The sequence below is a fragment of the Apilactobacillus zhangqiuensis genome, assembly GCF_019656215.1.
Taxonomy (GTDB): domain Bacteria; phylum Bacillota; class Bacilli; order Lactobacillales; family Lactobacillaceae; genus Apilactobacillus; species Apilactobacillus zhangqiuensis.
Genome location: NZ_BPLK01000003.1, coordinates 241,537 through 257,457 on the forward strand (window position 1 = coordinate 241,537; position 15,921 = coordinate 257,457).

Genomic DNA, 15,921 nt, shown 5'->3' on the forward strand with positions numbered 1-15,921 from the left:
TGTTTGTGAACTTTATAACAAAATAAATTATAAACCATTTTAAAAATAAAATAAACCCCTTTCATAAAAAAGCTCAATCTTTTTTCAACAAAAAAAGAAGCATCAACGATAAAACGTTGATGCTTCAATCTTATTGACTTAATTCTTCAGTATTAATCCAGTAATTACGATTATCTAAGCTTATTAATGCATACTTAGCACCCAAGAATTCTTTGAATTCTCTATCACATAATTGAGCTGTCTTAATCACTTTTACTTCTTTATTACCATCAAGATACTTAACAAAATGATTATCTCGGTAGTTAGCGAAGTCTTTTTCTTCTGCCCATAGTGTTGCACAATCTTGAGCAATCATATGATCACTTAAACCTTGTGATGATAAATCATCACTGTAGAAAGTATCTAGGCTGTGGTCACTTAGCATCTTTTCAACAGAACGTTTAGATGAATTGCCATCCATCCAAGCTGAATACTTCTTGTAAAATGCTTCATACTTATCATCAGGTGTCCAGCCATTGTCAAAGATATTATCGAGGCTTTCAATTACTTCATCGTTGGTCTTAACGATTGGACCTGGAGCTTCCTTAATGAAGTCAAAGTAGAATCCACGAATTGCATTTGCGTAATCTTTTAAATCATAAGTGAAGAAAATCATCGGTCTTCTTAACGTTGCATAATCAAACATTACTGATGAGTAGTCAGTAATTAAAACATCACTGATTAGATATAATTCAGCAATATCTGGGTAATTACTTACATTTAATGCAAAACCTTCATAATCACTTAAATCTAGATTGTTAGAAATCAAGTAATGAGTTCTTACCAAGACAACTGCTTTTCCTTGATAGCGATCTTGTAGTTTTTGTAAATCAAGATGTAGTTTTGCAGTAAATTCATCATTTTTAATGTATTCATTATCACGCCAAGTTGGAGCGTATAGGATAACCTTCTTGTCATTTTCGATTCCCAAGTCTTCTTTGATTTCAGCAACATCATTTGCGGTGTGATTTACTAAAATATCGTTTCTTGGGTATCCATCCAATTGAATTTGGCTAGCTTGCATTCTAAAGCAACGTTGCATGATTTGAGCTGAATACATGTTAGGCGCAATCAACCTAGTCCATCTTCTGTTATCCTTGAAGACTTCTTGATGGTACTTAGCAACGTTTACACCAGGCATTGTAACCTTCATAACGTCAGCACCAATTGTCTTTAGTGGAGTTCCATGCCAAGTTTGTAATACGACTGTATCCTTACTTGGATGCCATCTAAATGGACGACGAGAGTTAGTAACCCAATACTTAGCTCTAGCTTGTTTTAAGATGCCCTTGTAACCAAATCTAGTTACATAAGGAATTTGATTTAATTCAAAGAATTCACGGTCTTCTTTGTTTACATTCCAATAAAGCTTGAATCCAGGATAGTTTTCCCTCATGTATTCATAAATTGCCTTAGGATTATCTGAGTATTGGGTTCCAAAGAAGCTATCAAAAATAACGATATTCTTCTTAGAAAGTCTCTGCGATAATTCGTTTAACAACTTAGCTTGGAAGAAGTTAGTATCCCAGAAGTGACCAATCTTCTTGAACAATAAGCTCTTGGCTGGTTCTTGATCTAGGTCTTCTCTTTGAGTAGCTAATACAGTTTCAACAACTTGTTGAGTGGCATCCCCATTTCGACCGTATTGAGCAAACTCATCACGGAATGTTGCCATTTGTTCTGCGTAGTTATCTGCGACTGAATCAATGTGTCTAATACGATCAATTAATTCATCTTCGGTCTTAACGATTGGTCCAGGCATCTGCTTGTAGTAGTCCAAGTAAACACCACGATTAGTTTCATCTAAGTACCAATCCGCATCATATGCGTAGAAAATCATTGGACGATTTAGGTGTGCATAATCAAACATTACTGATGAGTAGTCAGTAATCATCGCATCACTGATTAGGTACAAATCGTTAATATTGTCGTAGTCACTGACGTCGTATACAAATCCAGGATTGCTGTAGAAACTGTTTGAGTGAGCTACAAAGTAATGTAGACGAACAAGTAATACGTATCCATCAGATAATTTTGCTTGTAGCTTATCTAAATCTAACTTAAATTCAAAACCACCGTCAGCTCTAAATGTTGGTGCATATAAAATGACACGCTTATTTAGCGGAATTCCAAGTTTCTTCTTAATTGAATTAATGTAATCGGTATTGTTGTTTGCATATAATTCATCGTTTCTAGGGAAACCAGATTTAATAATCTTTTGACTGTAGTTAAATGCATGTTTAGCAGTCTTTTCCATATAATCAGAAGGTACTACCAAGTAGTCCCAACGACGGTTTCTCATCGCAAAACGATTTTGTAACTTATTGGATCCAAACTTAAAGTGTGGTTCATCAAATCCCATGTGCTTTAAGAATGTTCCGTGAAGGGTTTCCACTTCGATTTGGCCCTTTCGTTTAGCGTAACGGTTAGGCATGTTGGTATTTTGAATAATGTATCTAGCAACAGCTAAGTAGTACCAGTACTTAAATGTGTTTACGCGAACCTTTTCACCGTCTCCGGTAATCTTGGTTTCAATATTGTTAAAGATCCATACCGGTTTAATTTCAGGATGGTTTTCTTCAACGTATTGATACATCAATTTTTCATTACTATCAAACTTACTTGACCAATAAGAATCAAATACCATTACGTTTCTAAGTGGTAATAGTCTCATTAGTGGATACAACACTGAATAAGAAATGGCACGTAAGCCCTTCTTAGAATCCATTGCACCAAAGAATGGTTGTTCTACCTTAAAGACAAGATTCATGTTCTTGTCTTTCTGAGCAGCATAGAAAATCTTAGACTTTCCATTGAATGGTAATTCAGTCGTCTTAATGCGACACTTCTTGGAATACTTAATACGGTAAGTATGAGCCTTACCATCAACTTGAAGATAGACTTTAAACTGGTAGTCCCCTTCAAGCAAGTCTAATTGTTCCATGTTGTCCGAAGTAAGTGCAAAATCAAATTCGAAACTTTCCCCATTAATTGCAAAGTGATTGGAATCTGGATCCAATACCTTTCTGGTTGCTTTATCAGCACTAATCAATTCAACATGGGCTTGTGATACCAACACTCCGTTATGATTAATTGCCTTGTTCATTTGGGCTGAAACATGCAAGATGTTATTTGCATCAACAACTACCTTTTTAGCAACAAATGGTGCTTCTTCTAACATTAGTTGAATGTTCTTTGTGTCACCATAGAACATTGATAATGCATCACCATGATCTAGATTAATTTGTTGATTAATCTTGTTAGAAGAGAATGAATAGTTCATTTGGGCATGAGTAAAATTATCCAAAATGACTAACTTAAGTTCTTGGTTACGAGCCCTTTCATTAATGTCGGAAACATTGAATGCAAAACTATTTTTATCTTGTTCGATTGAATGGATAGTAGTTCCATTATCAGACAATAGTACTGCATTGTAGCCAGATACATCCATGTTGTTAACGTTAAAACTTAATTCTTGTTTGTCATCACCTACGGTTGGATAACTAACAACAGGTCTTCTATCGGTATCTGAATTTAAATCAATCACTTCAAATACAAGAGAGTCCACACTATTAAATCTAGTGATTACTTTTACCCCATTGTATTCAAAAGGTAGGATCGCTTTTTGTGATAATTTTTCAATTGGATCAGTTGCGAAATCCTTGACCATGATGTGATTATCAACGGTGTTTTTAATTTGAATCTTCCAGGTACCAACGCCTAAAGTATCAATTGCATTCTTGATGTTAAATTTAACTTCATAATTGGCATTGTTGTACTTAGCGTTTGGTTTTAAAGTTCTTTTGACAAGAGGACTTTCTACCCTCTTAATTTGAACCTTAACGGTCTTTTTATTTTTAACATTAATCAAACTAGCTTGTAGTGATTCGTTTTTGTTGCCATCACCAAATGTTTGTTTAACAAGATGTAATTTAGCAATTTTAAAGGATCCATCAATTTTGATATCACCATTATCAACATCAATAAATTCAACATCTCTAAGTTTTTGGTTAAAACGACTGTTGTTATCGCTTAAATTAACGCTATCAACTAATTCTTTGCTATTATCCAATTCCGGAGCAACTAATCGATAGTTTGATGCACCGATTGAATGTTTAAATTCACCAATTTGCTTTTTATATGAGATGTCATTGATAACATCCACATTGTTGTATCTAATTGCTGAATATAGAATTTGTTGTTTTACAGGCAAACGATAAAAGATTTCTGAATCCCAAAGTTGCCAATCTCTTAGGAACTTGTAAACCATTTCTTGAGCTTGGTAGATATAATCGCTACTATTGTCACCTAGGTTTTGAGTGAAAATAAACAAGTCTAGGAATAACGCCTTATATTTAAAATCTTGAACAAAGGCATCGTCTTCACTAAAACCATTGTCTAAAATGATTTTAAGTGTTCTTCTAAGTGAACTTAGCCTACTTTCAAAGTTAGAAAGCGCGCTTCTTGTTTGTGTAATAGAATCAGCACTTTCACGCCATCTCCATTCGTAGACAACATCTTCGACAACAGATGTCTTATGTGATTTTAGATGGGCTTCCATTGAAAATGGAATATCTTCATATATAATTCCTTCAACGAACTTAATGCTGTTATCAAGTAGGAATGAACGTTTGTATAGCTTGTTCCAACTTGTTGTATCATAAATTAAATCATGATTACTAATAATGCTAGTATTATCGTAATCATCATGCACAGCAAAAGAATGTAGGTATGAATTTTCATAACGATCCTTATCAAATCGTTTAACAAAACCTACAACTAAGTCTGAATCATTTTGACGTGCTTTAAACGCCATTGATGGATAAGCATTAGCTGGGACAATGTCATCACCATCAACAAAGGCGATGTACTTTCCTCTAGCATGCTTCATCCCATAATTTCTGGTGTTGCTTAAACCACCGTTTTCTTTATGTAGTGCTCTAAAGCTATCATATTTATTAGCAAAGTCATCAATAATTTTACTTGTATTATCAGTTGATCCATCATCAATCATCAATACTTCAAGGCTTTCCATAGGGAAATTAGTATTAGCAATGGATGACAGACATTTTTCAATGTAATCTTGTACGTTATAGCAGGCCACTATCACGGATAGATATGGTTCATTCATATTTAAGTGCCTCTCTCATAATATTTTCCAATAAAAAATACCAATTAAAGCTTGGTATATCAGTCTAATAATGCGGCGAACTCTCTAATTCACCTATTTGCATTATATCACTAAAACCATTGTTTTTAATTGGTATTTATTAATCTTTACTAATTTTTAGGTAATATCAAATTCAATAAAATCCCTAATATTACAGATACTGCAAGTCCATTTAATGGCAATGTTCCAATCTTAATCATGAAACCACCGACACCGATAACCAAAATGGTGGAAACAATCATCAAATTACGCTTATTCGCTAAGTCCATTTTATTTTCAATCATGATTTTAATCCCACTTGAAGCAATTGTTCCAAATAATAGGAAGCTGATTCCACCGATGACGGGAAGTGGCATTTGCATAATTAACACATTTAACTTGTTCACAAATGAGAATAAAATGGCAAATATTGCGGCACCAATCAACACATACACACTGTGAATCTTAGTAATTGCCATTACCCCTATGTTTTCACCATAACTAGTTACGGCAGGTCCACCAACTAATCCAGCAAACATTGAAGCCAAACCGTCACCAGTTAGTGTTCTATTTAATCCAGGATCCTTAAAATAATTTCTGCCTGTTAGTTCATCTAGAACCATCAAGTGACCTAAATGTTCTGTAATAGTTACAAAAGCAATTGGTGCGATTGCGATAATTGCACCCCACTCAAACTTCACGTTGTAAGAAACGAATGGAATTTCAAACTTAGGCATCGAAAGCCATGGTGCGTTGGCAATTGTACTTAAGTTAACCAATCCCATTGCAATTGATATTAGATATCCACAAATAATTGCTAGTAAGATTGGCATAAAGCCAAGGAACCCTTTTAAGTACATGTTAAAGAAGATTGCTAGAAGCAGTGTTACTAGAGCCACAAAAACGTACTTATAGTCGTAATTTCCGTTGTTCAACATTGCATCGTTAGCTGCACTAGATGCTAATGATAACCCGATTACGATCACCACTGGTCCAACAACGACTGCAGGAAGTAACTTATCAATCCATTCTGAACCAATCATAGCAATTATTAATGCAACCACCAGGTAAATAACCCCAACTGCAATTACCCCTTGAGCAATGCCTGGATAACCAGTTACTTGCATCAAGTACTTCATCGGTACGATAAACGCGAAACTAGATCCCATGTAAGCTGGAATCTTCTTTTGTGTTACTAGAATGTGGATTAAGGTTCCTACCCCAGAAGTGAATAAAGCAATACTTGGGCTAAGACCAACTAGTAGCGGTACGATAACCGTACTTCCAAACATTGAAAACATGTGTTGTAGAGATAAACCTACCCAAAGCCAGAATCCTGGTTTATCATTTACATCTAAAATGGTGTCTGAATTTTTATTCATAACCAATCCCCCTAAATGATTTCAGAGCTTTAATCTAGCAAAAAAGGTCCATTCATCCCTAGACGAATAGACCTTCACAAATTTTTATTAAATTCGCTAATCTTATCAGCCTCACGGGACTAAATTAAAGACTCTATATTTTTAATCCATCATACTGATAATTTCTTATGAAGTCAATTACTTTTTATCGCTTTCTTCTTCATCAGTTTGTAAAACAGCCATAAATGCGGCTTGTGGAATTTCCACCTTACCAACGGCCTTCATACGTTTCTTACCAGCTTTTTGTTTTTCTAGTAGCTTCATTCTTCTAGTTCTGTCACCACCATATAGATGAGCGGTAACATCCTTACGGTAAGCCTTGATGTTAGTTCTTGCGATAACCTTAGCACCAATTGCGGCTTGAACTGGAATTTCAAAGTTTTGACGTGGAATAATCTTCTTAAGTTTTTCAACAATTACTCGTGCACGACTAGCAGAAAATTGACGGTGAGAGATAAAGCTCAATGCATCGACCTTTTCACCGTTCAATAGGATATCAATCTTAACTAGATCAGATGGCTTGTAGTCCCCTAATTCGTAATCAAGTGATGCATATCCTCTGGTAGTTGATTTTAACTTATCGAAGAAATCAAAGATGATTTCTGACAATGGAATTGAGTACATAATGTTAACACGGTAATCATCGATGTATTCCATTGTTTCGAATTGACCACGACGTGATTGGCAAAGCTCCATCACGGCACCGACATAATCGTTAGGTACCATTACAGTTGCCTTTACATAAGGTTCTTCAACGGCCTTAATTTCAGATGCATCTGGCATTTCAGATGGGTTTTCAACATCTTTTCTTTGATCATCAGTAGTAAAGACGTGGTAAGTAACAGATGGAGCTGTAGTGATTAGATCTAGATTGAATTCTCTTTCTAGACGTTCTTGCACAACATCCATGTGTAGCATTCCTAAGAATCCACATCTAAAACCAAATCCAAGTGCTTGTGATGATTCTGGTTCGAATTCCAAAGCAGCATCATTTAGTTTCAATTTTTCAAGAGATTCTCTCAAATCACCGAACTTAGCATTGTCTGTTGGGTATAAACCAGAATATACCATTGGTTCCATTTCACGGTAACCTGGTAATGGTTCATCAGTTGGCTTGTCAGCATTAGTAACAGTATCACCAACACGAGTTTGATTAATATCCTTGATACTTGCTGTGATATAACCAACGTCTCCAGCCATTAAGTATTCTCTTTGAACTGGATGTGGTGAGTTCACCCCTACTTCAGTAACTTCGTATTCACTACCACTGTTCATTAGACGAATCTTGTCTCCTGGTTTAACAACTCCATCACTCAGACGAACACTTAAGACAACTCCACGATAATCATCGTAAACAGAGTCGAATACAAGTGCCTTCAATGGTGCATCTAAATCACCCTGAGGAGCTGGTACTTCTTGTACGATTCGTTCTAATAAGTCTTCGATTCCGATTCCCTTCTTAGCACTTGCTAAGACGGCGTTTTCGGCATCAATACCAATGATATCTTCAACTTCTTTTTTAACCATGTCTGGTTGTGCAGAAGGTAAATCAATCTTATTAATTACAGGAACAATTTCCAAATCATCATCGATTGCCAAGTAAACGTTGGCTAAAGTTTGTGCTTCAACACCTTGAGCGGCATCGACAACTAAAATGGCACCTTCACAGGCAGCCAAACTTCTTGATACTTCGTATGAGAAATCGACATGTCCTGGTGTATCGATAAGATGAAATTCATAGTCATGACCATCCTTAGAATGGTACTTTAGCTCCACTGCATTCAACTTAATTGTGATTCCACGTTCTCTCTCTAGTTCCATGTCATCCAATAATTGGTTTTGCATATCTCTTTTTGCGACAGTATCTGTCATTTCTAAGATTCGATCGGCTAAAGTAGATTTACCATGATCAATGTGAGCAACAATCGAAAAGTTACGAATGTATTTTTGATGTTCCTTCATTTTTGCTATGTCCATGTTTATTCCTACTTTCAACGTAATTTATTAATACAATTATAACAACCAAAAAGACAATGCACAAACTAAATAATGTCGTAAAAATGCTTTTTGGTCACAAAAAAAGAGTCGCTAATGCGACTCTTTAATTTATTTTTTGCCATTCATAGCATCCTTCATCTTTTCGAAGAATCCACCATTTTTATATTCTTCTTCACCAGATGCTTCAGCAAAAGCCTTTAGAGCTTGTTTTTGTTGCTTGTTCAAGTTCTTAGGAGTGACAATCTTAACAGTTACTAGTTCATCACCCTTAGCATTACTGTTAATCTTAGGCATTCCCTTACCTCTTAGTTTAAAGGTAGTGTTGGATTGAGTTCCAGCTGGGATCTTCATTTCAACGTCACCGTAAACGGTCTTAACCTTAACGGTACTACCTAATGTAGCTTGAGTAAATGTGATATCTTGAGAGTAATGTAGGTTTGAACCATCACGTTCAAATTCACGACTAGGCTTTACTCTAAACACGATAAACAAGTCACCATAAGGTCCACCGTTTTCACCGGCTTCACCTTGGCCTTGTAATCTCATTTGTTGTCCATCGTCAACACCGGCAGGAATGTTTACTTCTACCTTGTGACTTTCGTGCATGTGACCTGAGCCACCACACTTTGGACACTTATCTTTAATCTCTTTACCAGTTCCACCACAAGTAGGACATGGATGTTGAGTTTGCATTTGACCCAATGGTGTATTTTGAACTGATGTAACGTAACCACTACCATTACATTCGTGACAAGTTTCTGGATGAGTTCCTGGCTTTGCACCTGAACCATCACAGGTATCACACTTAGCTTCTCGATCATATCTGATAGTAGTCTTCTTACCGAAAACAGCGTCTTCAAAATTAATTGTCATTTGGTATTGAAGATCACGACCCTTAACTGGAGCGTTAGGATCTCTTTGAGCACCTCTTGCTCCGCCACCGAAGAATTGACTAAAGATGTCGTCGAAACCGCCGCCACCGAAACCAGAGAATCCTCCAGCTCCGCCACCGAAGCCTCCGGCACCTCCGCCGAAACCACCGGCTGGACCGTCAGCTGAACCAAATTGATCGTAATTACGACGCTTTTGTTCATCACTTAGGACTTCGTAAGCTTCGTTAATTTCCTTAAACTTCTTTTCAGCACCGGGTTCTTTATTGATATCAGGATGGTACTTTTTAGACATTTTACGGTAAGCATGTTTAATGTCATCTTCACTGGCGTCTTTTGATATACCAAGAATTGAATAGTAATCCTTATCTGCCATTTTTATCCCCCATAACCTTCATTTTGAAATAAAAGGCCAAAGCCCAACAAGTCAGACTTTGACCCTTTTTAAAGTAATCTAATTACTTATTGTTTTTGTCATCATCGTGAACTTCGTGGAAATCGCCGTCAACAGTGTTGTCGTCGTTACCCTTGTTATCTGATGAATCGTTTGTGTTACCTTGTTGATCTGAACCTTGACCTTGTTGTTGTTGGTATAACTTAACAGCAAGTGCTTGAACTTGTTGACTCAAATCATCCTTCTTAGCCTTCATTTCGTCTAAGTTGTTGTCTTCTTTGGCCTTCTTCAATGCATCTTCAGCTTCTTTAGCCTTCTTGATTTCATCTTCAGAAACCTTACCTTCAACATCCTTTAGAGTCTTGTCAGTTTGGAAGATTAATTGATCTACTTCGTTCTTCAAATCAACTTCTTCTTTACGCTTCTTGTCTTGTTCTTCGTTCTTCTTAGCTTCGTCCATCATACGGTTAATTTCATCGTCTGATAAACCGTTTGAATCCTTGATGGTAATCTTTTGTTCCTTACCAGTACCTTTGTCCTTAGCAGAAACATTTACGATACCATTCTTATCGATATCAAACTTAACTTCGATTTGAGGAACACCACGAGGTGCAGCTGGAATGTCAGTTAATTGGAATTGACCTAAAGTCTTATTGTCAGCTGCCATTGGACGTTCACCTTGTAGTACGTGAATGTCTACGGCTGGTTGGTTATCAGCAGCAGTTGAGAATACTTGTGACTTAGAAGTTGGAATAGTTGTGTTTCTATCGATTAACTTAGTGAACACACCACCCATAGTTTCAATACCTAATGATAGTGGAGTAACGTCAAGTAATACAACGTCCTTAACATCACCAGTTAAAACACCACCTTGAACAGCGGCACCTAAAGCAACGGCTTCATCAGGGTTGATTGAGTGGTTTGGTTCTTTACCAGTCCAGCTCTTAACAGCTTCTTGTACAGCTGGGATACGAGTTGAACCACCATTTAGGATAACTTCATCAATATCTGAAGTGCTTAGACCAGCATCCTTTAGAGCGTTGTCAAATGCAACCTTAGTCTTGTCAACTAAATCAGAAGTTAATTCGTTAAACTTAGCACGTGATAGTGTTGTTTGTAAGTGAAGTGGACCATTTGCACCAGCTGAGATGAATGGAAGACTGATTTCAGTTTCAGAAACACCTGATAGATCCTTCTTAGCCTTTTCAGCAGCATCCTTTAGTCTTTGTAATGCCATCTTGTCTTGTGATAAGTCGATGCCATTTTCATCCTTAAATTGTTTTACTAGGTAGTCCATGATTCTCTTATCGAAATCATCCCCACCTAAGTGAGTATCACCATTAGTTGATAGTACTTGGAATACACCGTCACCTAATTCAAGAACGGAAACATCAAAAGTACCACCACCAAGGTCATATACAAGAACTTTTTCATCTTTGTCTTGTTTGTCTAGACCATAAGCTAATGATGCAGCAGTTGGTTCGTTGATGATACGTTTTACATCTAAACCAGCAATCTTACCAGCATCCTTAGTTGCTTGTCTTTGTGAGTCATTGAAGTAAGCAGGAACAGTAATAACTGCTTCGCTAACAGTGTCACCTAAGTAGTCTTCAGCAAAACTCTTGATGTATTGTAGAATCATTGCTGAAATTTGTTGTGGAGTGTACTTCTTACCATCAACATCTACAGTGTAACCTTCTTCACCCATGTGACTCTTAATTGAAGCAATTGTGTTTGGGTTAGTGATCATTTGACGCTTAGCAACTTCACCAACTTGTGGTTCACCATCTTTAAATGCAACAACAGATGGAGTTGTACGTGAACCTTCTGGGTTAGTAATGATTTTTGGTTCTTTACCTTCAAGAACAGCAACAGCTGAGTTAGTAGTACCTAAATCGATACCAATAATTTTATTACTTGCCATAATTTATTATCTCCTTGATTATTTTTTTATTGAGCAACTACAACCATGCATGGTCGAATAACACGATCAGCTAATTTGTAGCCTTTTTGTAAGATTTCAACAACAGTATCTGCTGGATGATCGTCATCAGCAGGAACTGTTTGAACCGCTTGACACTCGCTTGGGTCAAATGGCTTGTTTAGGGCATCAATTTCTTCAATGCCATTTTCAGATAATGCTTTGTTGAAATGCTTTAAAACAAGTTCAACACCTTGTTTTAATTGCTTTCCACTGTCATCTGAAACTTCAACACTCAAAGCACGTTCCAAGTTATCCATTGCAGGTAAGATACTAGTTGCTAGTTTTTGACCATCATACTTGTAGATATCTGCACGTTCACGCTTGAATCGTGTTTGCATGTTTTGCATTTCTGCTTCAGCACGAAGATACTTGTCAGAGAAATCTTCAACTTGTTGTTGAAGTTCTTCAACTTGTTTTTCTAATGAATCCTTTTTATCTTTCTTAGCGTCCTTCTTTTTGTCGGCGCCTTTGTCCTTAGCAGCTTCTTTCTTAGAAGTTGCCTTTTCTAGGTCTTTTTCATCATCCTTCTTGCTAGCCAAATGAATGCCTCCTTTTACTGATTATATTTATCATAATAATTTCTCAGTTTCTTTGATAATTCATTTCTAAATCCATCAACGATTCCAATTACTCTCGAATATGGCATCCTAGTTGGACCTAGAACGGCGATAACACCCTTTCCATATGGTCCAACATCATAAGAGCCCGTAATAATACTGTAATCCTTTAATAGATCATTGCTTAATTCCGGTCCAATTTGAACGGAAATAGAATTATCAGAACTCTTGATGAACTTCGCAGCATCATCAGTATCATTTAACAATGAGTAAATTGGCTTTAGATAACTGATGTCATTATTATCAGTAAAACTCAATAGATTCAATTCACCACCGATATAAAACTGATTAGTAGAAGCTTGCATCAAAACATCATCAAGAGTTTGAACTAAGTTTTCAGGGTTCTTAACGTACTTAAGAATCTCGGGTACGATTTCAGTCTTTAACTTAGTAATAACTTCGTCTAAAGGCTTCCCTGCTAACTTATCGTTTATCATTCTGACAACGGCATCTAACTTATCACCGCCCAGTTCCCCGTCAATATGGAAAACTTGGTTAACGACTTCACCATTATCGGTGATTAAAATCGCCATCACCTTGTGATTGCCTAGCGGAACTAAACGAAAGCTCCCCAACACGGGAGTTGTTTCTTGTTCTGGCTTTAAAGTCAACGCGGTGTAATTTGTTAAATTAGATAGGATGTCAGCTGATTGTTGAACGATTTCATCAATTTGTCTAAACCTTCCTGATAATGAATTTTGAATGATCATCATATCATTGTTATCAATTGGATTTGGATTTAACAAGTTATCAACATAGTAGCGATAACCATCGATTGATGGGACTCGTCCCGATGAAGAATGATTCTTGGTAATTAGACCAATTTCTTCTAGAAATGCCATTTCATTTCTTACGGTTGCTGAACTGACATGTATTGGTAATTGACTGGATAATGCCTTTGAACCAACAGGAACACCTGATTTTGTGTAATCATTAACAATGATTTTCAAAATCATTTTTTCTCTTTCAGTAAGCATACCCGATCACTCCTTATCGATTAGCACATTTAGCAGTCATATGCGTTAAGTGCTAACCACAGTTATTAATTTACCAAAGCAATCTATATAAGTCAAGAAAAAGACTAGTTATTTTCGAAATATTGACGGGTAAAATCTTCGTCAGATTGAAGCTGCTTAATTAGCTTATCAATACCTTCAAACTTCACTTCTCCACGAATACGGTATAGCCAATCTACCCTTAATACTTCACCATAAATATTATCGTTAAAGTCTAAAATGTTAATTTCTACGGTGATTGGGTTCTTATCACCAAAAGTAACGTTTCTCCCAATTGATGCCATCCCATGATACTTTCGATCACCGATAAATACGTCAACCACGTAAACACCAATCGTTGGTAGCCATTGTAGTTCGTTGTGTTCGATGTTTGCAGTTGGATAGCCTAACTCACGACCACGAGCAAATCCATGGACAACGGTTCCACAAGTTTGAAATGGTCTGCCCATCAAATGTTTCACTGTTTGAATGTGGCCTTCATCTAGGTTCTTTCTAATTCTAGTGGAGCTAATTTTTTCCAATTCATAATCTGCTAAATCAACTGAAACAACGTCAAATCTGCCCTTTGCATAACCGGGTAATAATTCCATTGTTGCATCCTTAGCTCCATAGGTGTGATCTGTTCCTGCTACAACAGTATCCGCATTAAATCTAACTAAATAGTTATCCACAAACTCTTGTGGTGTTTGATTTTGAAAACTAAAACTATAGTTAACGACAAAAACCTTATTTACACCCAATGATTCAAGCATTTCATTCTTACCATCTGGCATAATGATGTTTCTTCTATCATGTGGTGATAATTGTTTATATACCACAGCTGGCTTATGGTCATAAGTTAATACTGCCAACGGTAGGTTCTTTTTCATAGCAATATCACGCGCTTTTTCCAATACCTTTTGATGACCCAAATGAATTCCATCAAAATAGCCCATTGCTAAAACAATTTTTTCTGATTGATGAAAATCAGAGCTCAATGGATGATGTAATTTAATTATTTCCATAATTTCATGCCTTTCAATTATTGATTGCTAAACATTTTTTCTGGTTTGTAAATTTGTTTATTTTCGTCAAAGAAGTACAAAGCCTTAACTTCATTGTTAAACGTTAACACACATTTTTCGTCATTTATACCTAAAGCATTTGAATCTAAAAAACCACCATTTTGAACAATCTTCCACTGGCTTTCATTTAATTCTATGTGCTTAAAATCTATCAATGCGTAATCAATTGATTTAACGATATCATCGATAGTGCCATTTTCTACAGCTGATTTTACGTCGCTAATCTTAAAAGTATCTTCAATTGTAAAACCACCACTCTTAATTCTAGTTAAACTAGACATTACCGCTGGCATATCAATCTTTTTTCCAAAGTCGACAGCAAGGGTTCTCACGTAGGTTCCCTTACCGCAGCCAACTTCAAAGTAGATAGTTTGTTGTTTCTTATCTTCATCGTAAATACTGTCTTTAATTTGTTTAAAGTAATGAATTTGAACGTGGCGCTCTGGACGTTCTACTTCCTCCCCGTTTCTAGCGTATTCATATAGCCTCTTACCATTCACTTTAACCGCTGAATACATTGGTGGGATTTGAATTAAGTCCTCAGAAACAAAACTATTAAGTAATTTATCAATTTCGTCATTTGTTAATGGTTTTTCAAGTGGCTTAGTACTAACTACTTCACCATCTAAATCTTCGGTAGTGGTATTAAAACCTAAAGTAATACTACCTTGATATACCTTCCCTGAGTTCATTAGGTATTCAACTAACTTGGTTCCCTTACCAAGACAAATTGGTAAAACTCCTTCTACGTTTGGATCTAGTGTTCCGCTATGCCCTATTCGTTTCATTTTTAAAATACCTCGTAATTGACTAACGCAAGCAAAACTGGTCATCCCTTTTTCTTTATATAATGGAATAATTCCGTCCATATTACACGACTCCTCAGATGTTATTTATACCTTAAATTATATCATAGACGATTTTATTCACTAAATTAGAACAAACAAAAAAAGAACCCATAACATTAGTTACGGATTCTTTTTTGATTAATGATCTTCTTGTTTTAATTTGTTAATTAATTGATCAATCTTACTTCCATATTGAATTGATTCATCCAATTTGAATGTTAATTCGGGTGTACGGTAGATGCTCAAACGAGAACCTAATTCACCTCTGATTAATGAAGTTGCCTTATCCAAACCTTTTTGGGTAGTTTCTTCATCATTATCGTTATCAGATAAAATGCTGTAGTAAATAGTAGCTTGTTGTAAGTCACCAGTTACGTCAACGCCTGTAATAGTTACACCTTGAACTCGTGGATCTCTCACACGCTTTAATAAGATGTCATTAACTTCTTTTTGAATTTCTTGTTCTAATCTTCCAACTCTGTATTGAGCCATATCAATTCA

General features: G+C 36.2%; 10 protein-coding genes. All 10 read right to left on the reverse strand.

Features of this window, described 5'->3' with window-relative positions; translation table 11 throughout:
- Positions 1-130: 130 nt before the first annotated feature.
- Positions 131-5,170 carry a bifunctional glycosyltransferase/CDP-glycerol:glycerophosphate glycerophosphotransferase gene (locus tag K5Q07_RS03880; RefSeq protein WP_220729743.1) on the reverse strand — a complete coding sequence of 1,680 codons (5,040 nt, stop codon included), beginning with the start codon at positions 5,168-5,170 and terminating at the stop codon, positions 131-133.
- Between the two features lie 149 nt (positions 5,171-5,319).
- The gene (locus K5Q07_RS03885) at positions 5,320-6,570 is read right to left on the reverse strand and encodes a solute carrier family 23 protein (protein ID WP_220729744.1); all 1,251 of its coding nucleotides are present in this window, start codon (positions 6,568-6,570) and stop codon (positions 5,320-5,322) included.
- Between the two features lie 177 nt (positions 6,571-6,747).
- Complete coding sequence (lepA, locus tag K5Q07_RS03890) at positions 6,748-8,586, reverse strand: translation elongation factor 4 (RefSeq protein WP_220729746.1); 1,839 nt, start codon at positions 8,584-8,586, stop codon at positions 6,748-6,750.
- A 129-nt stretch (positions 8,587-8,715) separates the two neighbouring features.
- Entirely contained in the window at positions 8,716-9,873 is a 1,158-nt protein-coding gene (gene dnaJ / locus K5Q07_RS03895; protein WP_220729748.1) for a molecular chaperone DnaJ, read from the reverse strand.
- 82 nt (positions 9,874-9,955) lie between these two features.
- The gene (dnaK, locus tag K5Q07_RS03900) at positions 9,956-11,815 is read right to left on the reverse strand and encodes a molecular chaperone DnaK (RefSeq protein ID WP_220729750.1); all 1,860 of its coding nucleotides are present in this window, start codon (positions 11,813-11,815) and stop codon (positions 9,956-9,958) included.
- Between the two features lie 26 nt (positions 11,816-11,841).
- Positions 11,842-12,414: a nucleotide exchange factor GrpE gene (grpE, locus tag K5Q07_RS03905; RefSeq protein WP_191978758.1), complete on the reverse strand. Its 573-nt coding sequence runs from the start codon at positions 12,412-12,414 to the stop codon at positions 11,842-11,844.
- A 14-nt stretch (positions 12,415-12,428) separates the two neighbouring features.
- Complete coding sequence (hrcA, locus tag K5Q07_RS03910; protein ID WP_220729752.1) at positions 12,429-13,469, reverse strand: heat-inducible transcriptional repressor HrcA; 1,041 nt, start codon at positions 13,467-13,469, stop codon at positions 12,429-12,431.
- A 104-nt stretch (positions 13,470-13,573) separates the two neighbouring features.
- Positions 13,574-14,512 (reverse strand): riboflavin biosynthesis protein RibF, encoded by a 939-nt coding sequence (gene ribF, locus K5Q07_RS03915; RefSeq protein ID WP_220729754.1) that lies wholly within the window; start codon positions 14,510-14,512, stop codon positions 13,574-13,576.
- Positions 14,513-14,529: 17 nt separating this feature from the next.
- The gene (truB, locus tag K5Q07_RS03920) at positions 14,530-15,441 is read right to left on the reverse strand and encodes a tRNA pseudouridine(55) synthase TruB (RefSeq protein WP_220729756.1); all 912 of its coding nucleotides are present in this window, start codon (positions 15,439-15,441) and stop codon (positions 14,530-14,532) included.
- Between the two features lie 117 nt (positions 15,442-15,558).
- Positions 15,559-15,912 (reverse strand): 30S ribosome-binding factor RbfA, encoded by a 354-nt coding sequence (gene rbfA, locus K5Q07_RS03925; RefSeq protein WP_220729758.1) that lies wholly within the window; start codon positions 15,910-15,912, stop codon positions 15,559-15,561.
- Positions 15,913-15,921 lie beyond the last annotated feature (9 nt).

What these genes read in the sequence shown, in the direction of transcription:
- K5Q07_RS03880 (WP_220729743.1), bottom strand. Translation starts at nt 5,170, where the DNA reads ATGAATGAACCATATCTATCCGTGATAGTGGCCTGCTATAACGTACAA.
- K5Q07_RS03885 (WP_220729744.1), bottom strand. Translation starts at nt 6,570, where the DNA reads ATGAATAAAAATTCAGACACCATTTTAGATGTAAATGATAAACCAGGA.
- lepA (WP_220729746.1), bottom strand. Translation starts at nt 8,586, where the DNA reads ATGGACATAGCAAAAATGAAGGAACATCAAAAATACATTCGTAACTTT.
- dnaJ (WP_220729748.1), bottom strand. Translation starts at nt 9,873, where the DNA reads ATGGCAGATAAGGATTACTATTCAATTCTTGGTATATCAAAAGACGCC.
- dnaK (WP_220729750.1), bottom strand. Translation starts at nt 11,815, where the DNA reads ATGGCAAGTAATAAAATTATTGGTATCGATTTAGGTACTACTAACTCA.
- hrcA (WP_220729752.1), bottom strand. Translation starts at nt 13,469, where the DNA reads ATGCTTACTGAAAGAGAAAAAATGATTTTGAAAATCATTGTTAATGAT.
- ribF (WP_220729754.1), bottom strand. Translation starts at nt 14,512, where the DNA reads ATGGAAATAATTAAATTACATCATCCATTGAGCTCTGATTTTCATCAA.
- truB (WP_220729756.1), bottom strand. Translation starts at nt 15,441, where the DNA reads ATGGACGGAATTATTCCATTATATAAAGAAAAAGGGATGACCAGTTTT.
- rbfA (WP_220729758.1), bottom strand. Translation starts at nt 15,912, where the DNA reads ATGGCTCAATACAGAGTTGGAAGATTAGAACAAGAAATTCAAAAAGAA.